The 24,662-nt window shown below is 34.5% G+C and carries 29 protein-coding genes, 1 pseudogene and 1 riboswitch; of the genes and pseudogenes, 18 read left to right on the top strand and 12 right to left on the bottom strand.

The genetic code is table 11. The features are described 5' to 3' along the window. Positions 1-205: 205 nt before the first annotated feature. Positions 206-418: a hypothetical protein gene (locus EK386_RS16685; RefSeq protein WP_126660314.1), complete on the bottom strand. Its 213-nt coding sequence runs from the start codon at positions 416-418 to the stop codon at positions 206-208. 137 nt (positions 419-555) lie between these two features. Beyond that, a riboswitch (cobalamin riboswitch) is annotated at positions 556-735 on the top strand. Between the two features lie 138 nt (positions 736-873). On the opposite strand from EK386_RS16685, the gene EK386_RS16680 reads away from it, so the two are divergent. The 8 genes and pseudogenes from EK386_RS16680 (at position 874) to EK386_RS16645 (ending at position 6,615) form a co-directional block, all read left to right on the top strand. Next, positions 874-1,098 carry a glutaredoxin family protein gene (locus EK386_RS16680; RefSeq protein WP_126660313.1) on the top strand — a complete coding sequence of 75 codons (225 nt, stop codon included), beginning with the start codon at positions 874-876 and terminating at the stop codon, positions 1,096-1,098. Beyond that, complete coding sequence (gene nrdI, locus EK386_RS16675) at positions 1,095-1,475, top strand: class Ib ribonucleoside-diphosphate reductase assembly flavoprotein NrdI (protein WP_126660312.1); 381 nt, start codon at positions 1,095-1,097, stop codon at positions 1,473-1,475. The genes EK386_RS16680 and nrdI overlap by 4 nt, the downstream gene beginning before the upstream one ends. After that, positions 1,450-2,586, top strand: a pseudogene (locus EK386_RS16670) (ribonucleotide reductase barrel domain-containing protein); the annotation flags it as partial. The gene nrdI and the pseudogene EK386_RS16670, both read left to right, overlap by 26 nt. 143 nt (positions 2,587-2,729) lie before the next feature. Continuing rightward, on the top strand, positions 2,730-3,494 hold the full coding sequence (locus EK386_RS16665; RefSeq protein WP_126660311.1) for a hypothetical protein: 765 nt from the start codon (positions 2,730-2,732) through the stop codon (positions 3,492-3,494). 220 nt (positions 3,495-3,714) lie between these two features. Then, on the top strand, positions 3,715-4,662 hold the full coding sequence (locus tag EK386_RS16660) for a ribonucleotide reductase barrel domain-containing protein (RefSeq protein ID WP_126660310.1): 948 nt from the start codon (positions 3,715-3,717) through the stop codon (positions 4,660-4,662). Beyond that, a complete protein-coding gene (gene nrdF, locus EK386_RS16655) occupies positions 4,650-5,624 on the top strand; it encodes a class 1b ribonucleoside-diphosphate reductase subunit beta (RefSeq protein ID WP_126660309.1) in 975 nt (324 codons plus the stop codon). Before EK386_RS16660 ends, nrdF begins: the two co-directional genes overlap by 13 nt. Before the next feature lie 95 nt (positions 5,625-5,719). Then, positions 5,720-6,376 carry an MOSC domain-containing protein gene (locus tag EK386_RS16650; RefSeq protein ID WP_126660308.1) on the top strand — a complete coding sequence of 219 codons (657 nt, stop codon included), beginning with the start codon at positions 5,720-5,722 and terminating at the stop codon, positions 6,374-6,376. Then, positions 6,373-6,615, top strand: coding sequence for a DUF2164 domain-containing protein (locus EK386_RS16645; RefSeq protein WP_126660307.1), 243 nt, complete (start codon positions 6,373-6,375; stop codon positions 6,613-6,615). The genes EK386_RS16650 and EK386_RS16645 overlap by 4 nt, the downstream gene beginning before the upstream one ends. 51 nt (positions 6,616-6,666) lie before the next feature. Here the strand turns inward: EK386_RS16645 and EK386_RS16640 are convergent, their stop codons facing one another. Then, positions 6,667-7,587, bottom strand: coding sequence for an HD-GYP domain-containing protein (locus EK386_RS16640; RefSeq protein WP_126660306.1), 921 nt, complete (start codon positions 7,585-7,587; stop codon positions 6,667-6,669). Between the two features lie 215 nt (positions 7,588-7,802). Here EK386_RS16640 and prpE point away from each other — a divergent pair, with 215 nt between their 5' ends. Beyond that, positions 7,803-8,588, top strand: a complete 786-nt coding sequence (gene prpE / locus EK386_RS16635) for a bis(5'-nucleosyl)-tetraphosphatase PrpE (RefSeq protein ID WP_126660305.1) — start codon at positions 7,803-7,805, stop codon at positions 8,586-8,588. Between the two features lie 47 nt (positions 8,589-8,635). Here prpE and EK386_RS16630 read toward each other — a convergent pair whose 3' ends face one another. Continuing rightward, positions 8,636-9,025, bottom strand: coding sequence for an RDD family protein (locus EK386_RS16630; RefSeq protein ID WP_126660304.1), 390 nt, complete (start codon positions 9,023-9,025; stop codon positions 8,636-8,638). A 184-nt stretch (positions 9,026-9,209) separates the two neighbouring features. Here EK386_RS16630 and EK386_RS16625 point away from each other — a divergent pair, with 184 nt between their 5' ends. Together EK386_RS16625 and EK386_RS16620 are read left to right on the top strand one after the other, a co-directional pair. Further along, positions 9,210-9,665, top strand: a complete 456-nt coding sequence (locus EK386_RS16625; RefSeq protein ID WP_126660303.1) for a helix-turn-helix transcriptional regulator — start codon at positions 9,210-9,212, stop codon at positions 9,663-9,665. 33 nt (positions 9,666-9,698) lie between these two features. Next, positions 9,699-9,959, top strand: a complete 261-nt coding sequence (locus EK386_RS16620) for a DUF2164 family protein (protein WP_158674455.1) — start codon at positions 9,699-9,701, stop codon at positions 9,957-9,959. Between the two features lie 79 nt (positions 9,960-10,038). Here EK386_RS16620 and EK386_RS16615 read toward each other — a convergent pair whose 3' ends face one another. The 5 genes from EK386_RS16615 to EK386_RS20665 form a co-directional block, all read right to left on the bottom strand. Beyond that, positions 10,039-11,223, bottom strand: a complete 1,185-nt coding sequence (locus EK386_RS16615) for an MFS transporter (protein ID WP_126660301.1) — start codon at positions 11,221-11,223, stop codon at positions 10,039-10,041. A gap of 132 nt (positions 11,224-11,355) precedes the next feature. Then, positions 11,356-11,520: an aspartyl-phosphate phosphatase Spo0E family protein gene (locus EK386_RS16610; protein ID WP_126660300.1), complete on the bottom strand. Its 165-nt coding sequence runs from the start codon at positions 11,518-11,520 to the stop codon at positions 11,356-11,358. A 652-nt stretch (positions 11,521-12,172) separates the two neighbouring features. Continuing rightward, positions 12,173-12,295, bottom strand: a complete 123-nt coding sequence (locus tag EK386_RS20630) for a hypothetical protein (protein WP_255507919.1) — start codon at positions 12,293-12,295, stop codon at positions 12,173-12,175. A gap of 241 nt (positions 12,296-12,536) precedes the next feature. Next, a complete protein-coding gene (locus EK386_RS16605; RefSeq protein ID WP_126660299.1) occupies positions 12,537-12,818 on the bottom strand; it encodes a DNA-binding protein in 282 nt (93 codons plus the stop codon). A gap of 89 nt (positions 12,819-12,907) precedes the next feature. Further along, positions 12,908-13,186, bottom strand: coding sequence for a LysR family transcriptional regulator substrate-binding protein (locus tag EK386_RS20665; protein WP_369333527.1), 279 nt, complete (start codon positions 13,184-13,186; stop codon positions 12,908-12,910). 40 nt (positions 13,187-13,226) lie between these two features. Here EK386_RS20665 and EK386_RS16595 point away from each other — a divergent pair, with 40 nt between their 5' ends. Continuing rightward, positions 13,227-13,910: a YczE/YyaS/YitT family protein gene (locus EK386_RS16595; RefSeq protein ID WP_126660298.1), complete on the top strand. Its 684-nt coding sequence runs from the start codon at positions 13,227-13,229 to the stop codon at positions 13,908-13,910. An 84-nt stretch (positions 13,911-13,994) separates the two neighbouring features. Here the strand turns inward: EK386_RS16595 and EK386_RS16590 are convergent, their stop codons facing one another. After that, on the bottom strand, positions 13,995-14,501 hold the full coding sequence (locus EK386_RS16590; protein ID WP_126660297.1) for a hypothetical protein: 507 nt from the start codon (positions 14,499-14,501) through the stop codon (positions 13,995-13,997). 165 nt (positions 14,502-14,666) lie between these two features. On the opposite strand from EK386_RS16590, the gene EK386_RS16585 reads away from it, so the two are divergent. From EK386_RS16585 to EK386_RS16565, 5 genes are all read left to right on the top strand, one after another. Next, positions 14,667-16,211: a DEAD/DEAH box helicase gene (locus EK386_RS16585; RefSeq protein WP_126660296.1), complete on the top strand. Its 1,545-nt coding sequence runs from the start codon at positions 14,667-14,669 to the stop codon at positions 16,209-16,211. 28 nt (positions 16,212-16,239) lie between these two features. After that, positions 16,240-17,022 carry a YqhG family protein gene (locus EK386_RS16580; RefSeq protein WP_126660295.1) on the top strand — a complete coding sequence of 261 codons (783 nt, stop codon included), beginning with the start codon at positions 16,240-16,242 and terminating at the stop codon, positions 17,020-17,022. Positions 17,023-17,243: 221 nt separating this feature from the next. Further along, positions 17,244-18,803, top strand: coding sequence for a sensor domain-containing diguanylate cyclase (locus tag EK386_RS16575; protein WP_126660294.1), 1,560 nt, complete (start codon positions 17,244-17,246; stop codon positions 18,801-18,803). A 153-nt stretch (positions 18,804-18,956) separates the two neighbouring features. Continuing rightward, the gene (locus EK386_RS16570) at positions 18,957-20,522 is read left to right on the top strand and encodes a sensor domain-containing diguanylate cyclase (RefSeq protein WP_158674454.1); all 1,566 of its coding nucleotides are present in this window, start codon (positions 18,957-18,959) and stop codon (positions 20,520-20,522) included. Between the two features lie 110 nt (positions 20,523-20,632). Next, entirely contained in the window at positions 20,633-21,451 is an 819-nt protein-coding gene (locus EK386_RS16565; protein ID WP_126660292.1) for a carbonic anhydrase, read from the top strand. Positions 21,452-21,643: 192 nt separating this feature from the next. Here the strand turns inward: EK386_RS16565 and cbpA are convergent, their stop codons facing one another. Then, complete coding sequence (gene cbpA, locus EK386_RS16560) at positions 21,644-22,288, bottom strand: cyclic di-AMP binding protein CbpA (RefSeq protein ID WP_126660291.1); 645 nt, start codon at positions 22,286-22,288, stop codon at positions 21,644-21,646. A 228-nt stretch (positions 22,289-22,516) separates the two neighbouring features. Between cbpA and EK386_RS16555 the strand changes: the two genes are divergently transcribed. Then, positions 22,517-22,861, top strand: a complete 345-nt coding sequence (locus EK386_RS16555; protein ID WP_126660290.1) for a DUF378 domain-containing protein — start codon at positions 22,517-22,519, stop codon at positions 22,859-22,861. A 38-nt stretch (positions 22,862-22,899) separates the two neighbouring features. Here the strand turns inward: EK386_RS16555 and EK386_RS16550 are convergent, their stop codons facing one another. Further along, positions 22,900-23,934, bottom strand: a complete 1,035-nt coding sequence (locus EK386_RS16550) for a DegT/DnrJ/EryC1/StrS family aminotransferase (protein WP_126660289.1) — start codon at positions 23,932-23,934, stop codon at positions 22,900-22,902. A 23-nt stretch (positions 23,935-23,957) separates the two neighbouring features. After that, complete coding sequence (locus EK386_RS16545; RefSeq protein ID WP_126660288.1) at positions 23,958-24,641, bottom strand: PIG-L deacetylase family protein; 684 nt, start codon at positions 24,639-24,641, stop codon at positions 23,958-23,960. Between the last annotated feature and the right edge of the window lie 21 nt (positions 24,642-24,662).

The raw sequence follows: 24,662 nt of genomic DNA, 5'->3' as shown, positions 1-24,662 counted from the left end.
TAATGGCATCTAACTTTTCTTCTAAAGTAAATTTAGACATAGAAAAACTGCACCTCCAATTATTAGATTTTGTCTAACAATTGGGGTGCAGTTCATTTTTTGAGAAGTGGTTTTTATTATGAGCATATGAGGCAAGTGAGGATTTTTCTAGTAAATAATTGACCAAAATAGTAAAAGGTGAGAATTGACGCCCACCTTTTTAGAATTATTTTGCATCTTTTTTATTCGATTTTTGGTTTTTATCGTGATTCGTTGCATTGTTTTTATTTTTCACTTTTGAGTCAAATTCTTCTGCAATTTCTGCCGTGTTGTCTTCTGGATTATCTCGATGACTTGTCGTGTTTCTGTGTAAATGTGCGTATGTTTCAAACGGATTATGAGTGCGCGCGTTCATCGTTTCTTTGCTATTTTTACTCATGGCCATTCACCTCCTAAAATGTAATGTGTGCAGGTGTTGGAGAATTATGCTTTTAAGGTAAATGAAATATTAGATAAAATAGGCATTTACATAATCTTGGGGATTTGTTATAGTTATCCTCAAGAATAAAACTATATATTGTGTTTGTTTTTATTGGTACTACTACATGTAGTTTAATAGGGAAGTTCGGTGTAAATCCGGCGCTGTCCCCGCAACTGTAAAGCTGACGAAGATTCATGTCCACTGTGTCGATGCATGGGAAGGGAATCAGAGAATGAAGCAAAGCCAGGAGACCTGCCAAGTAAAAACAGATCCAACATTTCTTCGGGGATTGAGAGATGGAGACGTATCCATTTTCAATCCTCACGTTTCCATTTTTAGGCTATCTCTTTTTTGAAGAGGTAGCCTTTTTATTATGTATGTGAAGTGCCAGGCACCAAAAAGGAGGAAAAAACATGAAACTTTATACAAAAACAGTGTGTCCAAAATGTCTATGGGTAAAATCAGAGCTAGAACGAGCTGGAATTCAATATGAGATGATTAATATCGACCAAAATGAACAAGCAAAAGAACAAATAATTGAGGCAGGTTATTTTTCAGTCCCAGTACTTGAAATAAATCACCAGCTTATTGGCGAGGTTGAACAGATCTTAGCAAAAATTGAGTTGGTTGCCCAATGATTGCGTATGCAAGCCGAACAGGAAACGTTCAATATATTGTTTCCCAATTACAAGCAGATAACATTGAAATAACGGAAAATTTGATGCTATGTCAACCATTTTTACTCATTACGTATACTGATCAATTAGGTGAAGTGCCAATTAAAGTATCTCAATTTTTAAAAAACAATTATTCATGGTGCCAAGGGGTAGTGGCAAGTGGAAATCTCAATTTTGGCTCCCAATATTTCGGAGGTGCTGGAGATAAGATTGCAAACACGTATAACATTCCCCTAGTACGCAAAGTAGATTTACGCGGGTTCAAAGCAGATTATAAGGCAATCCAACAGTTTTATGAAACGAGGGTAATACATGAAAACGTACTTGAAATTAAATAATGATGTGTTAAATCGTTATAGTACAACAGGTCAATTAGATTTAGATAAGGATCGTGAAGCGACAAGACGGTATTTTTTAGAATATGTGAATGTGCGCCTTCGCTATTTTATTGATATAGAAGAAAAGATTCGTTATTTAGTCGATGAAGGCTATTACGAAAAAGAATTTATTGAGCTTTATGATATGGAATTTATAAAACAACTATACAAAAAGGCATATGATTATCATTTTCGATTTCCGTCCTTTATGAGTGCGAGTAAATTTTACGACAGCTATGCCATGAAAAGCCGTGACGGACAAGAAATTTTAGAAAAATATGAAGACCGCGTTGTGATTATTGCATTATATCTTGCGAGAGGGAATCAAGAGCTTGCAAAACGAGCAGTAGAGGCAATTATGGAAGCGTATCAACCTGCAACGCCAACCGCATTAAATAGTGGAAAGAAAGCGCGCGGTGAGCTCGTTTCATGTTTTAAATTATCAATGGAGGACACGATGAATTCGATTGCAGAGAACATTGGCTATTGTTTAGAGCTATCACGGCTTGGTGGGGGAGTCGGTGTCAATTTAACAGACTTACGACCACTAGGCGACCCGATTAAAGGAATTTTAAATCGTGCAAGTGGTGTGATGCCTGTTGCAAAACTTTTAGAGAATTCTTTTTCTTACAGCAATCAGTTAGGCCAGCGAAATGGTTCTGGCGTTGTTTACTTAAATATCTTCCATGCGGATATTGAAAACTTTATTTCCAGTAAAAAGCCAAACGCAGACGATAAAATTCGCCTTGCCACGTTATCAACAGGAATTATCATACCGAGTATTTTCTTTGAGCTAATGAAGCGAGATAAGGACATTGTATTATTTAGTCCATATGACATTTATAAAGAGTATGGGCAACGAATGTCGGAAATGTCCATTTCAGAAATGTATTATGAGTTATTAGATAATCGGAACATCCGCAAAATTAAACGATTAAATGCACGGAAACTGTACACAGAAATTAAGAAAGCCCAATTTGAATCGGGTTATCCATTCGAAATCTTTGATGATAATGTGAATGACGTCCATCCATTAAAAGGATTGGGGCGTGTTAGTATGTCAAACCTGTGTTAATTACTAGCACCTTCTACAGGAAATTGTAGTCGAATAACCTCGTTAAACGGGAAAACTCTTGAATAATTCAAGACAATCTACCGTGCTAAAAATTGTAAATTATTATAAACTGGGAACAAAACATTAAAGGAGGTGGCAATATGATGGTTGATATTGAAAATAAGTATTTTGGATTTATATATGAAACAACTAATACAATAGATTCCAAAAAATATATTGGTAAGTGTATTTTTGGAAGAATAAATAATTGGAAAACATATCTAGGTTCAGGTGTATATTTAAAAAGAGCAATTAAAAAATATAGGAAAGAAAATTTCAAAAGAGAAATACTATTCCTAGCGTTAGATAACGAAGAACTAAACGAACTCGAAGAATTGGTTATTGATCTTAGCAATGCAGTTAGCTCTAATAAATATTACAATCTTAAAAAGACAGCTATAGGCGGAGATATCTTTACAGATCATCCTGAAAAAGAGCGAATTAGAAAAATGAGAAGAGAGCAAATGTCAGGAAAAGGTAATCATCAATATGGAAAAACAAAAACAAAAAAGATGATTAATAGCGTAAAGGAAGCCAATTCTAAAAAAGTAATTGTAAATCAGATAGTTTATGATAGCGTAACTGCTTATTCGAATGAGTTTAACATATCAATAACAACAGTTTGCTATCGATTAAACAGTCCCTACTACGAAGACTACCTATACTTAGATGAAGCCATGAATCCAATATCAAAAAAAACAAAAAGAATAGAGGATAAAAAACATTCCAGAGCAAGAAAAAGATTTGTTGTTAATGGCGTAGAATTCAATACTATAAGAGAAGGGATAAAACTATTAAAAATTGGCACCAAAACTTTAAGAGATAGGTTGAATAGTGATGACTACCCAGAATATTACTATTTATAATAATTTACGACTAAAGCCTAACGACTATCGAAAGCACATTAAGTAAATTAATGGAAGCGAGTAGAGTACACTGCAAGCGATTGGCAGTGGAAAAGCGAGGTATCCTAACAGTTTAAGCTGAGGATAATGATATAGTCTATCCTATATGGTGACATATAGCAGTTCATTAGAGAACGCATATAAGAGTAGCGTCTTGTGTGGAATATGAGAGACAGAGATCATGCAATATCAGAAGAAAAGCATCATTACCGATATGGATCAACCAAATGAATATGGGTTTGATGTGTCATGTAATTTAGGTTCCATTGATATTCATAACGCAACCAAAACAGAAAACTTTGAAGGATTAATTGATACAGCGATGCGTCTATTAACAAATGTCTCGATTATGACGCACATTACCAATGTTCCTTCTGTTGCCAAAGCAAATGACTCCATGCACTCTGTTGGCTTAGGGGTGATGAACGCACATGGCCACTTAGTAACACAAGGTATTGAATACGGCTCAGAGGAATCAATACAGTTTATTGACCATTTTATGGAAGCCTTAAACTACTTCTCACTAAAAGCTTCAATGTTAATAGCAAAAGAAAAAGGTGAAAGTTTCTATGGCTTTAAGAAGAGTGAATATGCAAATGGTCACTATTTTGATCGCTATATCACAAAAGAAGATGTTGGACCAAGTGAGATCGTTCGTAAAGCATTAGGTAATGTGCCGATCATCACGCAAACGATGTGGCAAAAATTAAAACTCGATGTTATGAAACACGGTATCTTTTCGGCATATCGTTTAGCAGTTGCGCCGACGGGATCAATTAGCTACACAAGATCATGCACAGCGAGTTTGTCCGCAATCACTGAAAAGGTAGAAGTACGTGACTACGCGGACAGCCGCACCATTTACCCAATGCCGTTTTTAACAAATGAAAATAAGCATCTTTATACAGAAGCTTACGATATGGATATATTTAAAATGATTGATTTCTATGCAGCGGCACAAAAACATGTGGACCAAGGCATCTCGATGACACTTTACGTAACCGACCAATGGACAACCGAACAACTTGCAAAGGTCTATATCTATGCATGGATGAAAGGGATTAAATCGGTTTATTACGTACGCCAACGATTACAAACGCTTGAGGAGTGTGTCGCATGTTCAATTTAGAAAAAACGTATGAAGCCATTAACTGGAATCGTCCAACAAGCGATTTAGCGAACGTTTTTTGGGAGCAACAATGGAAACAGATATGGTTTCCAGAAGAGATTGCCGTATCAAAAGACTTAAAACAATGGAAAGACTTCGAGCATCAAGATACGTATAAGAAAGTATTTGGTGGCCTGACGCTTTTAGATACAGTACAAACCAATATCGGGATGAATGAAATTGCAAAATTCACACCAGATCTACAAGAGAAAGCCGTTTTGACAGTCTTTGGTGCATTTGAAGCCATTCACGCCAAATCGTACTCGTATATCTTTACAACATTGTGTACAAACGAAGAGATTGATGGGATTTTTGAGTGGGTCAAGAAGAATGAGTTCTTGCAATATAAAGCGAATAAAATTGGTGAAGTCTATTCTTCTATTAAAGAAGATGATCCAGAGACACTTTGGAAAGCGATGTTTGCGTCTGTTATGCTCGAATCGTTCTTGTTCTATTCAGGATTTTTCTATCCACTTTATTTAGGGGGACAAGGCACGCTTCGAAACAGTTCAGAAGTGATATCTCTTATACTTCGTGATGAAGCAATTCACGGAGTAGCAGTCGGGTTTTTTGCGCAAAATCTTTTTAAGAACTTCTCTACAGAAAAACAAGACGAATTAAAAGTATGGGGCTATGAATTACTGCTAGATTTATATCAAAATGAAATGAAATATACAGATGATTTATATGCGGAGACAGGATTAAGTCCCGAAGTAAAGGCCTATATTCGATATAATGCGAATAAAGCACTGATGAATCTTGGGCTTGATATGATGTTCCCGGAAGAAGAAATCAATCCAATCGTGATGAATGGTATTCGTAACGAGGGATCGACACATGATTTCTTTTCTACTAAAGGCTCCTCCTATTCTTTGGCAAAAGTAGCCCCAATCACGGATGAGACATTTAAATTTAATTTCTAAATCGATGAGGGTGATTTCAAAGTGAAATCGCCCTTATTTCATTATGCGCCATTGTAGGCTAATATAGTAAGAAAACAATAGAGAGGGTGCAGTAAATGATTGAGCTGAAAAATTTTTCGATTGGATTACCGAAAAGTATAAAATATGACGACAATAAGGAAGTCACTACGGCTATTTGTAAAGATTCGGTTGAGCAAGCCTTTTTAGCAAAAGAAGGCTTTGTCGGGGATGGCGTTGCGGACCTAAAACATCACGGTGGACCGGATCGTGCAGTATGTGTATACCCATACGAACATTACGCACTCTGGGAAAAAGAGTTTGGGCATCCGCTACCTTCTTCCACATTTGGTGAAAATATTACCGTAACCAATATGTTAGAATCGGATGTTTGTGTAGGAGATATTTATCAATTAGGTGATGCTGTTATTCAAATTACACAAGCGCGTGTCCCGTGCAGTACAATCACGAAGCGTACAGGTATAAAAAACTTAATGAAACGAATGATAGAGACAGGGTATACAGGTTACTTGTGTCGAGTAATACAAGAAGGCATGGTACAAAAAGACGTAAAAATCTCTTTAATAAAAAAACATCCTGCCCAAGTTTCTATTTCCTACTGCAATGAAATCTACTATCGTCATCCTAAAGATAGTGAGGGATTAAAGAAAATCTTATCTGTCGATGAACTAGCAGACGAATGGAAAGAGGATTTATCGAAACGATTAGGAAAATTAGAAAGTGAGCAGCGATGATCCGACTAACGAAAGAACAACAACAAAAAATGATTCAAGACATTCAACAATTTTTTCAAAACGAATTTGATCAAGAGTATTCCGAATTTGACGGACAAAGAGTATTACATTTTATAAAAGAAGCACTGGCGCCTCATATTTATAACGCAGCCATTGCGGATGTGAAATACGTATTTGAGCAACAATTCGCCAATTTTGAAGAGGAAATTAGTAGTCTAGAACGCCCGATAAGAAGATAAAATTTTGTGAAGCATTACTTGTTTGGTAATGCTTTTATTAATTTCTCCCCCTTACTTTCTCTCTAAGATTGTTTGATTGTCTTCAAATAAACTTAAAAAAACGTCAACGATTTCAGGATCGAACTGAGTGCCTTTATTTTTTCGTATTTCATTTAACGTATAATTTAAATCTAATTCGTTTCGATAAACCCGTTTAGACGTCATTGCGTCAAAAGTATCCGCAACAGCGACTATACGGGCAAATAATGGGATATCTGTTCCTTTAAGACCTTTTGGATAGCCCTTTCCATCAAATCTTTCGTGATGGTATAACACGATATCTAAAACCCCATTTTTATGAAACGTAGCAATATGTTGAATCATCTTATGACCGATCACTGGATGACTTTTAATGATGTGATATTCTTCATCTGTTAATTTCTCATTTTTCGTTAATATATGTTCAGGTATTCCGATTTTGCCGATATCATGTAGCAATGCACCTTTCCGAATTATATCGCAATAATCTTTTGGTAAATTCATTTTTTGGGCAATCAGAACAGAGTATTTCGCTACATTTTCGGAATGATGCCTTGTATAAGGATCTCTTGAATCTAGTGCATTGGCCAGCGTTGTCGTTAGTTCTAAATGATGTTCTCTAACTTTTTGGATGTATTTCATAAGTCCAGCTGAAATGAATGTGATGAAAAGGTAAGTAAATACATGGATTAAATAAATACTAATTCTTGAATGTGAATCAGGGATAAGAATATATCTGCATGTTACCACAAGGATTGTGAGGACAATTAACAAAAGTGGTTTATTATAAAATCCAATTCCTAGCAATATGACAGATAAAATATATAAAGTGTAAAGTTTACCATCTCCATTTAGAATGAACTGATTTATGATCGAGCTAAATAGTAATATAACAACAAAAGCAATACGGAAATAGATTGGCTTATCTAACCACCTAGTAAATAGTTGGTCCACTCTCGAACCTCCATTTCGTTTAAAACAATCAGATTATAATACGTTCGGATCAATCATTCTGCTATAAGAGGAAAAACTAATAAAGAAACTAGCGATAGTATTAACAAAAATGAGTGAAAAAACAGCACAAATAGGGGATTTATTTAGAAAAAGTGTAGATAATGAGTGGGAAAAGTAATAGGAAATAGGTAGAACTAGGAAAGGGGCGTTATGATTTGAAAATTGAGATCGGTAATGGAATCGACTTTATCGGTGACATTCATGCTTGCTACGATGAATTTATGATATTACTTGAAAAGCTTGGCTATCAAAAAAATGCGAATGGATTATATGCGCATCCAAAGGGACGGAAACTCGTTTCTTTAGGGGATGTGATGAGCCGTGGACCACAATCTATTCAATGTATGGAATTTTTCTATGCCCATGTAGAGGCGGGGCTTGCTTATATGATTGATAGTAATCATGGATGGAAAATTGCGCGGTGGTTAGACGGTCGAAAAGTACAACTACGCCATGGCGACGAAAATGTCGAGCGAGAGTTTAAAGACTACGAAAAGCAGCATGGAAAAAAAGAAACGAACACTTTAAAAGAAAAGTTGAAAAATTTATTACTGCATGCACCGTCCCATTATATTTTTACGATGGATGGGGAAGATCAAGTTGTTTGTGCCCATGCAGGTATACGAGATGATTATGTTGGAAAAGAAAATAACAAAATTAAAGATTTTTGCCGCTATGGAGACGTGGCGGGAATGGACGAAAGGGGGAAACCGATTCGAAGAGAATGGTATAAACAACATGAAGGAGACTTGCTCATTGTATGGGGGCATGATCCAAAACCGGAACCACTCATAATCAATAATACCATTAATATAGATCAAGGATTGGTATTCGGTGGAAAGTTAACGTGTTATCGATATCCAGAAAATGAATTTGTTTTTGTTAAGGCAAACAAAAATTATTCTGGTAAAATCGGAGCAGACAATCCGATACAAAAATAAGCAAAGGGTCAACGGAATCCGTCATTGGATACTTGACCCTTTCATTTTTATACTTCTTTCACAATAGTACGAGCAACACGGTCGTGGGGAAGTAGAGCCCCATCTTCTTGTTCAAAATCTTGTCGTTTTAATAGATAGTCAAAAGTACTTACAATATCTCGGTAAACCATTCGTTTTGTAATTTGTTGACAAGTAAGTGGAGAGCCATCCTCATTTTGTAGAGCGAGTTTAGCTGCTTTATATCCAATGGTTTGTCCACCTTTACGTATTTGCGCATATTCTAGTCCCCATAACACAGCAGTAGGAGTTACTAGATGATGAAAGGCTTCATTTTTAATTTTTTTCCGTAATACATATTCCACGCCAGCAGTAACAACTCCTGATATAGCTAAATCAATTATAAAAGCTTTTGTTCTTTTTTTTGTGATGGATTTCATTGTGACGCCTCCTCTCTCATTTTTACGTAGTATCCTGAAAAAAAGTTTCATAAAATGAACAAGCTCTTGTAACCTTTTTCCTTCCAAGCGAGTCTAATAAATGGGATAAATTCTATTATTGTTTTATACTGTAAAAATTTAATTACGGTACGATATAAAAAGAGTATTTTTGGGGGGGAGATGAATGGATCGAGACTTAATTATCCAAATTGCATCTGAAAACTTAAAATTAATCCGCATTGAACAACAGTTTACACAAAATAAAATGGCAGAAATTTTAGGGATATCGAAAAAATGCCTTGTTCAAATTGAAAAGGGAAAAGCACTTGCGAATTGGACAACAGCAATCGCAATATGTGCATTGTTCCAACAAAGTCCAACTTTGCAATCACAAATGGGTGGTGACCCTTTAGAAAACGTAGAACTTACCATACATGACGTTATTATTCGACCTAATGAAAAAACCTTTGGCGGTGTGATTTGGTGGAGAAATGTAAATAAGCACTGTGGCTTTAAGTTGCAACAAAATTTACTTAGTAAACATTTTCGAATTTTAGATGATGAAAACTATCGACTGTTAAGTACCTTTGATTCAAAAGTGGCGAAGGAAAAGTGGCAAGACATAGTAAGAAAACTATAACGATACATAATTTTTAGTTTAGGGGTGAGGTTTGTGTTGAAAAACTTTACTGATGATCAAATCCAATTTATCTTAGGTGAGATTCAAAATTATTATTTAAATGAACGTAATGAAAAAATTTCAACAAACGAAGCAAATAAGGTCCTTGAGTTTTTTAACTATTCCATTGCACCCTTTTTTTATAATGCCATTTTAAACGATGTCATTGAACTTGTAGAAAGACAATATAGTCAGTTAAGTGGAGAAATTGTCAATTTGCAAAAAATGAGTATGAAAGAAACCATTAAAAATTAATAGGAAAGAAACTTCCTTTCAAGTGCTAAGAAAGGAAGTTTTTTATTGCAATGCGATAGAAAATCATTTTGGAATGGTATTAACTTTCTGACTCCTTTTCAAATTGAAATGAAAAGAAGAGGCCGATGAGTAAAATGATGCTTACAGTCGAAAAGGCAATAAATGCATTTCCATAATCCATTAATTTCGTTGTTAGTATGGGCCCAATACTTGCTCCGACGAATAATATAAACGCATTGAATAGGATCGCAGTTCCTCTTTGCGTTGCGGCCCGTTCGTTAATGAGTGACATATTAATCGGAATGACAAGAGCAATACTCGCAACGAAAAATAAGCTAAACATTATAACCAAAAGGGGACTATTACTTAATCCCATAATAAATAATGAAAGGGCGGCCAGCAACATACTCGCCTTTACACTTCGAATGGTACCAAAACGATTTGTTATTTGTTTAGAAAAAATACTCGCCACAATGGCAAGTAATCCAACAGCACGAACGGTCAAAATTTGATTTTCTGTAAAGTAAAAGGGGGCATTCGATAAAATTTGACCTAAAATGGTATACATACCAATCAGAGAGAAGAGTAATGTAAACGTGATAAAGAAGGATATGCATAGTTGTTTATTAAAAAATAATTTTTTTATGTTAAAAAAGTTTAAAATTATCGAATTTTGATGTTTAGTGGAAGTTTCTTTGGGTAAATAAAGAATGGTAAGGATGGCGGTCGCGAGATAGAGTATTGCTAAAATAATATAAATCCATTTATGACCATAATAATAGTAAATAATCGATCCAAATACTTGGGCGACTATATTCGAAATTAAAAAACCGGACGTGATAAAACTAATTGCGCGCAATCGCTGATCAGGTGGAAAAACTTCGCCAACATAGACGAGAGAAATCGGTACAAATGCGGCAGCACCAATTGCTTGTAAAATACGAAAAACGATTAAGACTTCATATTGAACAAGAAAAGCGCAAATAAATGTTGCGATTGTCAGTATACATATCCCGATGATGAGGAAAATCTTTCTTCCGAATTGATCAGACAAAGGACCGTAGAGTAAACAACAAATACCGTAACAAAGAGCAAAAGAACTCCCAATCCAAATCGCTTTGGTTTCGCTAATGTGATAGGTTGTCATCCATTCTTCAGTTAATGGTATAGGAAAATACATACTCATTAAGATGATAAAACCAGCCCAAGTTAAAATGAACGTTAGTAGTGGATAAGAGGGTGAATTTTTTTTAAGAATCGACATGTACAGATCAATCCTTTTAATTTATTCACGTACATATCAGTTTATTAAATATAAATTATAGCTATGACAAAAATTAGCTAAGCAAAGAAGATTGCTTAGCTGAATGTATAATGAAAGAAAATAAGTTCAGGATTAGGCAGCTTGTAGAGAATATATATTTAATAAAGCATCTAGTTCTTGGCTACAATTAACTGTTTCAGGATGGGTGAATCCAAGATTGTGCGCTTTCTTGTACATGTCTTTTCTTTTCATCTCGATTAATAATTTTAGTACATGTTTATAAAATTTACTTTTCATTATTTTCTCCTCCAAGATTTTGTATAATAGTAAATTTTTTGTTTGGTATTTGTTGTGACTGATGTAATTTTAAATCATTAGAACTAAAAAAAATGTCGGTTCGTGGTCAAAAAATGGAAATTCACAAATTTGTCACAAATTAAAATACCAAAATGACCAATATTACAAAACGATTACAAATGAAAATATATTAGGTCTAAAAATATAGGTGCATCAAGGTTTTTGTGAATTTAAAATTAATCAAGACTTGTTTTTTATTGAAACAATTTAAGATGAATGTATGTTAACGGTTGCGGTGGTGATGTCGAACCGCTATCGAAAAATGACGAATTTTCCCAGTTGTTAAAATACTTTAAGTCGACAAGGTGGAATTAATAAGAGTCTGAATATTCGATTTTAACCACCTCTACTTGATATATTGATATAATTTTTAAATGCAAAAAAGTGCGTTGCTGTGATGCAAACACACTTTTTTTTACTTTATATAAATAATGTGGTTAAAATTAATGAAAGATAAAGGCAGTGAAACGAAGGCTAATCGCCTAAAAAAGCATGGCGATTAGTAAATGTTTTTCTTAACGAAAGAAAACTTCAATAATTTTTATGATCGATTAACGCAGTTCGATTCGTGATGTTAATCCTAAGCAGTGGTTTATGATGTAAATGACAGAATTGCTGGACATGAAAATTGAGATAAAGCAACCGTTGCCTCATTTTTGTTTTCAAATTGAAACATGCGATAAGAATTTTGTTCAAACACAGTTATAACCCACATTATAGGATCTCCTCCAAAATTTTGTTAATTGTTACAAAACACATTAGTACTATATAAACTGTGTTTATGTGTTATGTACCAACTGTGAATTCATTGTACCTCTAAAGAAATGGAAATAAAAGACCAAATTTGTCAATTCACACATTGTTCATTTTGACGACGTTTTCATAAAATTTTACAAAAAATTATGGAACCTACACATTGTAGATTCCATTTAGATAGTTACTTTATAGTTGGCTCGTTATTTTTTAAAGACATCATCGGATGACATCCAGTTAATAAATTGTCGATAATTATAATAGATTTTCCCATTTAATTCGATTTTTGGCGCATCTGGATATTTTGTAATTAAATCTTGAAATGCCTCTTTACTTAAATTTACATAAGTATGTAATTCTTTTTCCTCGATTAAGAAAAAATCGTATGAACTTTCTTTCGGATGATGCATGTGTTTTAAACCATTGCCAATAAAATAACCCATTATAGCGATTCCAACCGCTAGCCAAAAAAGGTCACTATCCATACAGATCACCTCCATCAATTGTCTTTCAATATTCTACGGGGATAAGTAGTACAAAGTTTCATTCCTGAAAAAATAGGGCAATTCATTTGTTAAAACAAGTTCCATAGATTCCTTGTTCCGCTTGACATCGTCGTCTCGCGTCTTGAAATCAAAACGGGTTGTACACTTATTTTAATCTTGTTCAATTCATAAACTGTAATGTGCTCTGGAGCAGGGATTTCATAATTCATTCTAGGAATAATGGATATTCCTACTCCTCGACTTACTAAGGATACGACCATCGTAATATCTTTACATTCTATGATCGTTTCAGGCGTAACATTATGCAGATTAAAAGATTTTAAAGTGTTTTCAAATGTCGAATAAATGTTATGATTATGATTAATAGATTAAGAGAGAAGGAAAATTATGAATCATATAGATATTACAATGAAGCGAATCGTTTTATATGTAATCGGTTTGTTTTTTTTAGCGCTAGGTGTAGGGTTTTCAATTCAAGCAGCACTTGGTGTATCCCCAGTATCTTCTTTAGCGTATGCCTTCGCACTTACCACTGGATTATCTGTTGGTATCATGACTATTGTAGCAAATATTTTATTTATCATTTTGCAAGCCATCTTAAAAAAACGAATTCAATATAAAGAATATGGCATTCAATTACTCGTTACGTTTTTATTTGGATTTTACATGGACTTATCTTTATATCTCGTACGATTATTACCAATACCAGAAACTTTATGGGCACGTTGGATCTTTTTAATTATTAGTTTATTCGTCGTATCAATTGGGTTATTAGGGTACTTCAATGCAAAATTGCCGTTAATGCCCTATGATGCATTGACGTTTGTGATTAGTGAAAGATTTCAACTACAATTTACGAAGGCGAAAATTACAAGCGATTTAGTAAATGTTTGTGTCGCCGGGTTAATCTGTTTAATTTTTATTCATGCCTTTGGATCAATTGGAATTGGAACACTTGTGGCAGCCTATTTTATCGGAAAAATATTGGGCTTTTTCATGGCACGATTCCAGGAGCCACTAAAAAATTGGGTCAATAAATCAAAACAAGAAGAAAGCACAAATCTTTTATAAGGTTTGTGTTTTTATATTAAGAGAAATCTTGTGAACTTATATATCAGTGGGGGATGAAGAAGCCCCACTGATTGAAGTTCCTTTTTATTTTTCACCATACTGTTCGATTATTTCTTCCATTTTTTCTCCCAGTATCGTCAATTCATCCACTTTCTTTGTGAAATTAAGTTTTAGTTGTGAAAAATCAGTATCTTCCTTATTTGAGGGGGAATTATATAATAAGTTAAATGTATCATCAAAAAGTATTAATTGTTCTATTATATTGTCTTTTAATAGAAGAGCTGGCTCGTAATGTAATTCCTCTAAGAGCAGATCCTCCTGAGCATCTTCAATTTTCCCTTGTAAAGTTATATTTTCTTCTCGACCTCCTTCCGAAAAATACCACTGTGTAAATGTTTGGTTATCCAACGCATCCACTACTTCATTAAAATGATGAAACGAGTCTTCGGAAAGTTGGAAAAATGTATCATCAAGATCTTCTATAAATGCCTTAAACTCCTGTTGTTCTTGATTAAATTGCGAAAAATCCCCAAAAAATATGAGATACACAACAATTACAAAAATAATGCCAATTGCAAAGATTCTTTTCATATGATTGCTCCCTTAAACGTGCATATTAAAAAGAATGTGTAATCCACCGCATATCATTCATCACATAAAACTACCAATTTCCAATCTGTTAAAAAGTTATGTGGTTAGGAAATTCATTTAAATAATCATATGTTTTTCATTTTTGGACAATCTAATAGGTACAAAATGGAGGTGACGTCATTGATTATTGAAAGGTCGTTTAATTGGAGAGAAGATTTTATTGAACGCTTTAACAATGATGGTCCATGGGATAGCTGGACTCTATATAAAATGAGTTACGATATTGAGAAAATGAATTTAATTCCTGAGTTTTCAGGACTTCAAGCTCCGAAATTTTTAACAAATTTAACCATTTTACCTCATCAAATTGAAGCGGCTCAAACGGTCATTGAAAAAATGAATGGGAAAGCTATTTTAGCCGATGAGGTTGGTCTAGGGAAAACAATCGAAGCTGGTTTAATAATGAAAGAATACATGATTCGAGGACTTGTGAAAAAAGCGTTAATACTAGTTCCTGCATCACTGCAAAATCAATGGGTAACGGAGCTAAATATGCGCTTTTTCATCCCAGCCATAGCTTACAGAAAAAATACACCGATTGAACAATATGATGTGGTTGTTATGAGTATGGATACGGCCAAGAAAAACCCACATCGAGAAAAAATTTATGAGCAAGATTATGACATGATCATCATTGATGAAGCGCACAAATTAAAAAACCATAAAACCCAAATCTATGAATTTGTTCAAAGCTTGAAGAAAAAGTTTTGTCTATTATTAACGGCAACACCGATTCAAAATGATGTGTTTGAAATTTTTTATCTCGTCTCCTTATTAAAACCTGGCCATTTAGGCAATTACGAATCGTTCCAAGAATCTTTTGCAGCTACGAAACGAAGCATAGAAGGAGAAAAATATTTAAAAGAGCTTGTCAATCAAGTAATGGTCAGAAATCGTAGACAAGATACGGGAATTGAATGGACAAATCGGAAAGTACAAACTATCCCGATTCAATTTACGAAAGAAGAACGGGAAATTTATGATATGCTCTGCGACTTAAAAGAGGTTTCTTCAGTGTTTTCTAGCTCCTTCACTATGGTGACTCTACTAAAAGAAATGTGTAGTAGTAAGGAAGCGACTTTTTTAACATTAAATAAAATGCTTCAAAAATGCATTACAAAAGAAGAAATAGACTATATCGAACTGATTATTGATAAATTAATGAAGCTAGAAATTAATGCGAAAGCGGAAAAAGCACTTGAGATTATCGAAAAAGCAAATGATAAAGTAATCATTTTTACAGAATATCGAGCAACACAAGCCTACTTGCAATGGTACTTATATACAAAAGGGATCACAAGTGTGTTGTTTAACGGGAAATTCAGTAAAAGTAAACGAGACTGGATGAAACAACTGTTTAAAGAACAGGCGCAAGTATTAATTGCCACAGAGTCGGGTGGGGAGGGGATTAACCTTCAATTTTGTCATCATGTCATCAACTACGATTTACCATGGAATCCGATGAAGCTTGAACAACGAATTGGGCGTGTTCACCGTCTAGGTCAGGAAGAAGACGTTCACATTTATAATTTGGCCATTGAAAATACGATCGAACAAAAGATATTAGATTTATTAAACGAGAAAATTGATGTATTTGAAAAAGTCGTTGGGGATTTAGATGACATCCTAACAAATCGAGCACAAGCTTAAATAGGCGTGTTGAAAGGAGGAATAAAGAATGTATGCAACACAAATTCATGACTATTTGCGAACTTTTTTCAACGAGACGAATTGTCAAATTGTTGCAGATGAAGGACATCAACTCACAGTGCAATTAACGATTGATATGGACAAAAAAATTATGAGTCGTCCTTTTTACTGGCAGTATATTGAGGCAACAAACAGCGAACCAAATCCTGCGCAGCTAACGTTAATTACCGACCGAACTAAAATACAAAATCAATTTATTGGAGAAGTGATTCATTTTGGTTCAGGTAGGTTGTCACAAATTTTTAAAGCAACAAAAGAGCTAGGTTCGTTCGTTCAAATGTATGAACAAGTTGAACCGAGAGAAGGCGTACAATCGACTTTAACGCCATACTTTTGTGTCAATTACAAAGTTTCTTATTATTGTGACCGGACAAAGGAGAAAATCTATTCTTTAGGCGTTAACTTAATGAATGGCGACATAGAAGATCATTTCCATGAATCTATTTGCCAGCTAAAATTAGCAGATAAAAAGCCGGAACAAGCATTTTGCATACCCTATATTATTAAACCAAATCGAGCATTAGAGCGTTTAGACTTAATGATTCAAAATATTATAAATCAAGACGATCATTCATGGGCTGAAGAGGCCAATAAACGATTGGAAAAAGAAGTAGAAATACTAAATTACTTTTATGAAGATAATGAAGATCGACCAGAAAGCTATGAAATCGAGATGAGAGGGTTACAAGAACGATTTAATCCAAAAATAAAAGTGGAGATTATTAACGGTGGCTTGTTTTATTTGCAATAGAGATAAAAATGGGTGGTTTATGGGAGTGTCTCGTTTACTGAGATACTCCCTTTATTATCCTATACATAGTAGCAATTGATCATTCATTTTTTGTGAATTATATGAGGGGATTGGTATTGAAAGTGATACTAAAATAACAAAATTGATTTCTTTTATGACAATAAAATGATAAATTAATACAACATCATCTGAATTTTTAATATTAGAAGGGTAGATAAACAATGCCTAAGCATAAAGGGATCAAACTTCGATATATCATTAGCATTTTAGTGTTATTTGCAATAATATCTACTACTTTTGTTAATATGTATACCTCGAATTTACTATTTCAAGAAACTTTATCGGAAAAGTATTTAAATAAAAATTATGAATATGCCCAAAAAATTGCCTATGATACTACTTTGTTAATTGATGAGTTAGAAAAAAATATTAAAAATTTAGCCTCAACAATTGGCAGTGAAGATTTTGATCAAGCTTATATGGATCAATGGCTTTTAGCGAACGGCAACTCATTCAATTCAATTTTTTCCACAGATGAAAAAGGAGTACTCCTTTGGTTAAGTCCTATAGAGGCTGGAGGTGACTTGATTAAACCTGGGACAAATCTATCTTCAGATAAATTAATTGAGAAAGCATTATTGCAAAAAAGGCCATTTGTTTCTCATCCCTACTTATCTCAGACAGGAAGATTATTACTATTAATCTCCTATCCGATTTTTAATGGGGAAGGACAATATAAAGGGACAGCCAATGGGACAATTTATATGGAAGATTCTAGTTCGTTAAATGAACTATTAAAAAGTCATGCTATTCAGGATAATTCTTCAAGCTTTGTTGTAGATAATTCTGGGAAAATTATTTTTCACACGGATCCATCAAATATTAATGTGAATGTTTCTGAATATCCAATCATGGATATTATTATGTCCGAAGAAAGTGGAAGTACAAAATTTGTTGGAAATTTAGGAATAGAGTACTTTACGGGCTATGCTTATATGCCATCTACAGATTGGGTTGTAGTCTCACAAACTCCTGCGTCTATAATGGATCAACCATTGCAAGATTTATTTAAAAAAATGATATTCCATACACTACCATTAATTATTATTATATTAGTGATATCCTTTTTCATTACCAATCGTTTATCTAATTCCATTACGAAGCTAGCTGAATACTCCCGTAATTCCATAAAAGATGGAAAGGTACACGAAGTACGACAAAAGATTACACTGAATTCCTATGTAAAAGAGGTAATTCAGCTTTACCATGATATTCAAGAACATATTCTATTTCTGACAGAACAAAACCAAAAAGACGGTTTAACAGGCATTGGAAATCGTCGTATGTTTGATTCACAAATAAAGGATTGGGTTGATTCCAAAACGACCTTTGCATTAATCATACTCGATATCGATTTCTTTAAAAAAGTAAATGATACGTATGGTCATTTAGTCGGGGATGATGTCATTAAATATCTCGCTCATTTCTTACAAGAACAATGTGGAAAAGAAGATCGCAGTTTCCGTTACGGAGGGGAAGAGTTTATCCTGTTATTAAAGGATATAACACTTGATCAAGCCTATGAAAGAGCAGAGAATATACGTAAATATATAGCCGAAACAAACAGCCCAACTGGTAAGCCAATTAATATTTCACTTGGAATTACAGTTTTAAATGAAAATGATACCCATCCTAAACAGATTATTGAGCGGGCAGATACGGCTTTATACTATTCAAAGCAACACGGACGAAATCAAGCTACACTCTATGAAAATATATAGGATGTAAAATTAAACCGTATCTTTTTAATAAGAGATGCGGTTTTTCGCCGTATAACAAATCTACTTTTTATTAGAGATATTAACAAAAAAATAGTATATTCCAAAGGGAAAAAATGTTAAATTATGTCTAATAACATAAAAAGGAAGATTACTGTGTTCAAACAAAATGGAATGAAGCTTCGTTATGTAATCAGTCTATTAGTCCTCATCGTAATTTTACTGACGACATTTGTTAATTGGTATTCGTCTAATCTACTTTTTCAAGAAACATTAGCCGAAAAATATTTAAATAAAAATTACGAATATGCTCAAAAAATGTCCCTGGATACAAGTGTTCTAATAGACGATATGAGAATTAGTTTACTGAACTTAGCAAAAACCATTGGTACAGAAAACTTTACACAAGAAGATATGGATAAATGGATTAGAGCGAACAGTAGTTATTTTAATTCTATTTTTTCAGCAGATGATATGGGTGTCGTCCAAATGATGAGTCCACTCGATGCAGGAAAATCAATCATGATCGGGATGGAAATTGAAGATGACATGATGAAACAATTCTTGAAAGAAAAGAAGCCAATTGTTTCAAATCCTTACATATCACAAGCCGGTAATTATCTCATCCTAATAAGCCACCCGATATTTGATGAAACAGGAACGTACAAAGGTCTTGTTGCAGGTACGGTGTATATTCATGGTGATAATTCCCTTATGAGACTTTTAGCCAAACATGATTTACTTGATGATTCCTCTAGCTTTGTAGTAGATCAAAATGGGATGATTATTTTCCATAAAGATCCCTCCAAAGTAAATACGCAATTAGATAATCAAGTCATTCTAAACAAATTAACAAATAAAAAAGGTGGTTCCATTCAGAGTTCAGATAACGCGGGGAATGACTATTTCACAGGATATGCGTATATGCCAAATACCGGATGGGGAATTGTTTCACAAACACCCGTCACAATAATGAACCAACCATTAAAAGAGTTATCCATTAAAATGATCGTAAATTCATTGCCATTACTAATTATTTTACTTGTCCTTACAGTGTTAGTAGCGAACCGAATCGCATCCCCCTTAACAAGATTGGCAGAATTTTCACGACAGTCGATTACAAAAGGAAATACACATGAAACAACGAATAAAATTCATATCAAATCGAAAATAACTGAAGTGAAACAACTCTATTACGATATTCAAGAACACTTACAAATCCTAACCGACCAAAATCAAAAAGATGGTCTAACTGGATTAGCAAACAGAAGAACTTTTGATTCACAAATAAAAGAATGGGTGGATCATCAAATACCGTTTTCTTTAATTATGTTAGATATCGATCGTTTTAAAAAAGTGAATGATACATATGGTCATTTAGTAGGAGACGATGTACTGAAATTTTTAGCAAAGCTGTTACAAGAAAGTTGTCGTACGAATGATCGTTGTTTCCGCTATGGTGGCGAAGAGTTCATCATTTTATTAAAAAATATTGATGCTAATCAAGCTTACGATATAGCTGAAAGATTAAGAATTAAAATCGAACAAACAGTTAGTCCGACAGGCGAACCGATTAACATTTCGCTTGGAATCACGTCCTTTAAAGAGAACGACATCCATCCAACGCCAATTATCGAACGAGCCGATACCGCGTTATACCATTCAAAAGAAACTGGGCGAAATAAAACAACTGTATATGAGCAAATCAAAAGCTTAAAATAACTGATCCAAACCGTATCCATTGTGATGCGGTTTTTATTTTTTAAATAGTGAATGAACCGAAGAACATTTGGCTAATTTGATAAAAAAGAGTATTTAAAGGAGAAGGCACTATGAGAAAAAACTACATCTATGCGTATGTAACGCTCGCTGTTGTTCTTGCACTTGTTGTTTATTATACAATGGATACAACAGAACAAGCACCGGTTGAGAATGAAGAACAACTGACAGTTAAAGACGTTTATTGGTCATATGATGGAGAAAGCGGACCAAATGAATGGGTGAATGTAGATGCAGCCTATGAAGCTTGTGGTCGTGGAGAATTACAATCGCCTATTAATATTGAAATTTCCAATGTTGTAGAGGAAAAAGTTGGTGAAGATATCCAGTTGAAATATGAGGAAGAGTTATTTTCAATTGAAAACAACGGTCATACAATTGAAGCCAATTCAACATCTACGGATAATTCCATGATTATTAATAATAAAGAATATAAATTAACAGGAATTCATTTCCACTCACCAAGTGAGCACCAATTAAACGGTCAATATTTTGATATGGAAGCACATCTATTCCATGAATCAGAAAAAGGTGAATTGGCTGTTATTGGCTTGTTTATTGAAAGTGGAGAAGAGAATGAAGTGCTAGCAGAAATTTGGGATAAAATGCCGGTAGATGGGAAAAAAGCGGTTCAAGTATTAAATAACCCAATTAATTTACAACAACTTCTTCCTGAAGATAAAAGTGTATACCAATATGTAGGCTCCCTGACAACACCACCGTGTACAGAAGGGGTGAATTGGTTTGTATTAGAAGATCCAATTACGATGTCCAATGAGCAAATTAATCAGTTTAGCTCAATTTTCTTACAAAACAACCGTCCTATTCAAAACATTAATAATCGTGACGTATTTAAGATTGATTTAAATTAAATTAAAGCGATTAAGGTGCAAATGACACCTTAATCGCTTTTCTTAAATATAAATATAAATTATTGGATTTTGACCAGTGTCTAGCTACAGGCGCTAGCTCCTCGGAAACTTCGACTTCCTCCTACGCATGCAAGCATGCTTGTCGGAAGTCTCCAGTTTCTTTCGGAGCTGGGCGAGCGCCTTTCGCTTTTCTTAATGAAAAGCATCTTTATTAAAAACTTCGATATCAATTAAACGAGCACCCGCTTTATGAAGTAATTGCTCTATATCCTTTATCGTGTTCGAATTTGCGCCTTTTGCTAAAGTAACGATTACTCTTCGTAAATAGTAGTTGTCATCATCAATCGCAAACACACCATGAATAGCAGATTTTTTCTTAATCATTGATAATATTTTTGCTAAAATGCCTTCTGTATCAGGTAGCGCGATGGTTAACGCACAACTACCCGTCTTATACCCCCATGCCTCTTCAAGTAATTCAAATACTTTGGAATGGGTTAAGATTCCTACGAGATTTCGCTCTTCGTCAAGGACAGCAAGATAGGGGAGTCGTTTGATGGAGAAGAATATTTCAAAAAATGAACTCTCTTCATTAATTGTTCCATCTTCATCTAGTTTTAGCTCTGAAATGGGTAAATCATCTGATCCATGCTCTAACTTATGTTCAAGTATTGTCACTTTGTATGCATTGCCAATAAACTTCTTCTCCGCTTCATCGAGAATAGGAATACATCGAAAACCGGATGTATTTAATTTGTCAAGCACTGTTGCTATGCTATCGGTTTCCTTACACCAGACAACATCATTTTTCTTTACATAGCGCTGTTTCACAATCATAAATTTTCGTCCCTTCCAACTTCGACCCATTTCACATTCAAAGGATATGTATGAGGATTTGTGAAAATGGACACATGATTTTTAGTCTACTTATAGAATATGACTGATTCCGATTAGTTATGCCTAAGTCTGACAGTATAATTTAAAACAAAATGCGAAAAATAAGCTGACACATGAAAGTCAATTTTTCGTGTTCACGTCATGATAAATAAAAGGAGGTAATTCTTAATGGGACTTGTTTATAGATTGGCATTGGTGCTCGTTATTATCGGCGCCATTAACTGGGGGTTAATTGGTTTATTCCAATTTAACTTAGTAGCCGCGTTATTTGGGGAAAATTCAGCGCTTTCACGTATTGTTTATAGTCTTGTTGGATTAAGCGGACTTCTAACTATTCCTTTATTATTTAAAGCGTTTGAAGAGGAAGACGTGGTTGTAGAAGAAACTCGTCATAGCAATGCCTTTACTAATACAAATTACCAAACAGAATTTGGTGAGGAAGCGGATTTCTCTGAAGTACAAAAAGAGCATTCACAGGAAACAAATAGTGAAGACAAAAATAACATGGTTTAAAAAAGCGTGAAAAAAGGCGACAAATTGTTCGCCTTTTTTCATGTTATATTTTTGATAATTTTAATAATCCGCTGAACTTCTTCATTTGCTAATGTTGGATAAATTGGCAAGGAAACGGTTTGCTGTGTCCATTGATAAGCATTCGGAAACAATGTCGGTAAGCCAAGTAAATGTTCTTCTTTTAAAGGAATAACAGCGTTTACATGTTGACTTTTTAGTGCATTTATTACTTTCGATTGCTGCTGTGTTAGCATGATGGCGCGGTATGGTACTTGTTGGGAGTTCTCAGCGGATTGCAACAAAGATAAATTTGCATCTTCATATTGTTGGAAAATTTCTTGCCGTCTTTTAATAAAATAAGGTAACTGTTTTAATTGTATAAGGCCGATTGCACCTTGTACATCGGTCATTTGAAAGTTAAAACGAATTTTTGCGTCATGTCTTTGATCGAAAAGTAAATAATCTCGGATAAATTGGATGATGGAATGATTTTTCGAAACAACCATTCCGCCTTGGCCACCCGAAGTAATGAGCTTTGTCGCATAAAAGGAAAAGATCCCGATATCGCCTTGTAGTCCAACTGGAACACCGTTCACGCTTGCACCTAGAGCTTGAGCACAATCCTCAATGATTTGAATAGAAGATGGTCGATTTGAAAGGTTGACAGGTAAACCGTACATATGTGGAATGATGGCGATATCAATTGCTTCTGTGGAAAGGTGATTGATGTCGATGTTTGGGGACTTTTCTTCACTATCAATGAGTATCGAGTTGCCACCAGCTAGTGCGGTTGCATTACGTAAGGCAGCACATGTATGAGCAGGATAGGCGACATTTTTCCCCTGCGCTTCAAGTGCCAATAGAGAAAGAAAAAGGGCGGCGCTTCCACTTGAAACAGCAACAGCACAACCCATTGGTAAACCTAATACACGACACATTTCATTTTCAAAAGCTTCGACTGCTTTTCCTTGTGCTACCCAACCAGAGCGTAATACTTGAAGGGCAGCTTTTTCTTCTTTTTTTCCTAGAGTCGGTCGATTATGTGGAGTCATACGTTGCTCTCCACTTTGCATTATAATCACTTCCTCCTCGTATTTTATAAAATATGGGACCGTAGAATGTAAAATTTTTCAGCATAGGGGACTCCGATTTCAAGACCACGCATTTCTGCCCACTTTTTAACGCTTTCTGGTGAAATCAAGTGATTCGATGAGCGTTGCTGTGATTTGTGTTTTAAGAAAGCATTGACTTTTCGATCAATCGTCTGTGTTAAATCTAAATAAAGCTCGCCGGTATTCCAAAATTTCCGATACTGCCATGAAATAAGTGGATATTCATACATCGCAATTAATTTAATAAATTGTGTTGGTTTTGGTCTTAATGCTGCAAAACATGCTTCAAATAGCACGAGATGATCTTGGTGATAACTTGGAAGAGGGATAAATACCATTGTTGGTTTGAAATGGTCTAATATTTGATCTAGCTTCATAATTATTTCCCTTTTTGGGATTGTATCGAGTAAAGAGTCTTTATCTTTATAAATGACTTCAAAATCGTGGCATCCTAAATCAGCTAAAGCATTTTGTAATTCTATGATTCTCGTTTGGGCTGTCACTTTTTCACCACTATGGGGATGGATGATATCTCCAACGGCACCAACAACTACTTTCACTTCATTTTGGAAACGTCTTGCTTTTTCAATTAATCCACCACACCCTAGTACTTCATCATCGGCATGGGGAGCTACAATTAATATTTTTTCTTTTCCTGTTGTAAGCATGATTTCACCTCCTTAATATGA

Source organism: Lysinibacillus antri, assembly GCF_003977595.1.
Classification (GTDB): domain Bacteria; phylum Bacillota; class Bacilli; order Bacillales_A; family Planococcaceae; genus Ureibacillus; species Ureibacillus antri.
The sequence above is the reverse complement of the archived record's forward strand: the minus strand, read 5'-3'. Positions and strand labels throughout refer to the sequence as shown.

What these genes read in the sequence shown, in the direction of transcription:
- EK386_RS16685 (WP_126660314.1), bottom strand. Translation starts at nt 418, where the DNA reads ATGAGTAAAAATAGCAAAGAAACGATGAACGCGCGCACTCATAATCCG.
- EK386_RS16680 (WP_126660313.1), top strand. Translation starts at nt 874, where the DNA reads ATGAAACTTTATACAAAAACAGTGTGTCCAAAATGTCTATGGGTAAAA.
- nrdI (WP_126660312.1), top strand. Translation starts at nt 1,095, where the DNA reads ATGATTGCGTATGCAAGCCGAACAGGAAACGTTCAATATATTGTTTCC.
- EK386_RS16665 (WP_126660311.1), top strand. Translation starts at nt 2,730, where the DNA reads ATGATGGTTGATATTGAAAATAAGTATTTTGGATTTATATATGAAACA.
- EK386_RS16660 (WP_126660310.1), top strand. Translation starts at nt 3,715, where the DNA reads ATGCAATATCAGAAGAAAAGCATCATTACCGATATGGATCAACCAAAT.
- nrdF (WP_126660309.1), top strand. Translation starts at nt 4,650, where the DNA reads ATGTTCAATTTAGAAAAAACGTATGAAGCCATTAACTGGAATCGTCCA.
- EK386_RS16650 (WP_126660308.1), top strand. Translation starts at nt 5,720, where the DNA reads ATGATTGAGCTGAAAAATTTTTCGATTGGATTACCGAAAAGTATAAAA.
- EK386_RS16645 (WP_126660307.1), top strand. Translation starts at nt 6,373, where the DNA reads ATGATCCGACTAACGAAAGAACAACAACAAAAAATGATTCAAGACATT.
- EK386_RS16630 (WP_126660304.1), bottom strand. Translation starts at nt 9,025, where the DNA reads ATGAAATCCATCACAAAAAAAAGAACAAAAGCTTTTATAATTGATTTA.
- EK386_RS16625 (WP_126660303.1), top strand. Translation starts at nt 9,210, where the DNA reads ATGGATCGAGACTTAATTATCCAAATTGCATCTGAAAACTTAAAATTA.
- EK386_RS16615 (WP_126660301.1), bottom strand. Translation starts at nt 11,223, where the DNA reads ATGTCGATTCTTAAAAAAAATTCACCCTCTTATCCACTACTAACGTTC.
- EK386_RS16610 (WP_126660300.1), bottom strand. Translation starts at nt 11,520, where the DNA reads ATGAAAAGTAAATTTTATAAACATGTACTAAAATTATTAATCGAGATG.
- EK386_RS20630 (WP_255507919.1), bottom strand. Translation starts at nt 12,295, where the DNA reads ATGTGGGTTATAACTGTGTTTGAACAAAATTCTTATCGCATGTTTCAA.
- EK386_RS16605 (WP_126660299.1), bottom strand. Translation starts at nt 12,818, where the DNA reads ATGGATAGTGACCTTTTTTGGCTAGCGGTTGGAATCGCTATAATGGGT.
- EK386_RS16595 (WP_126660298.1), top strand. Translation starts at nt 13,227, where the DNA reads ATGAATCATATAGATATTACAATGAAGCGAATCGTTTTATATGTAATC.
- EK386_RS16590 (WP_126660297.1), bottom strand. Translation starts at nt 14,501, where the DNA reads ATGAAAAGAATCTTTGCAATTGGCATTATTTTTGTAATTGTTGTGTAT.
- EK386_RS16585 (WP_126660296.1), top strand. Translation starts at nt 14,667, where the DNA reads ATGGAGGTGACGTCATTGATTATTGAAAGGTCGTTTAATTGGAGAGAA.
- EK386_RS16580 (WP_126660295.1), top strand. Translation starts at nt 16,240, where the DNA reads ATGTATGCAACACAAATTCATGACTATTTGCGAACTTTTTTCAACGAG.
- EK386_RS16575 (WP_126660294.1), top strand. Translation starts at nt 17,244, where the DNA reads ATGCCTAAGCATAAAGGGATCAAACTTCGATATATCATTAGCATTTTA.
- EK386_RS16565 (WP_126660292.1), top strand. Translation starts at nt 20,633, where the DNA reads ATGAGAAAAAACTACATCTATGCGTATGTAACGCTCGCTGTTGTTCTT.
- cbpA (WP_126660291.1), bottom strand. Translation starts at nt 22,288, where the DNA reads ATGATTGTGAAACAGCGCTATGTAAAGAAAAATGATGTTGTCTGGTGT.
- EK386_RS16555 (WP_126660290.1), top strand. Translation starts at nt 22,517, where the DNA reads ATGGGACTTGTTTATAGATTGGCATTGGTGCTCGTTATTATCGGCGCC.
- EK386_RS16550 (WP_126660289.1), bottom strand. Translation starts at nt 23,934, where the DNA reads ATGCAAAGTGGAGAGCAACGTATGACTCCACATAATCGACCGACTCTA.
- EK386_RS16545 (WP_126660288.1), bottom strand. Translation starts at nt 24,641, where the DNA reads ATGCTTACAACAGGAAAAGAAAAAATATTAATTGTAGCTCCCCATGCC.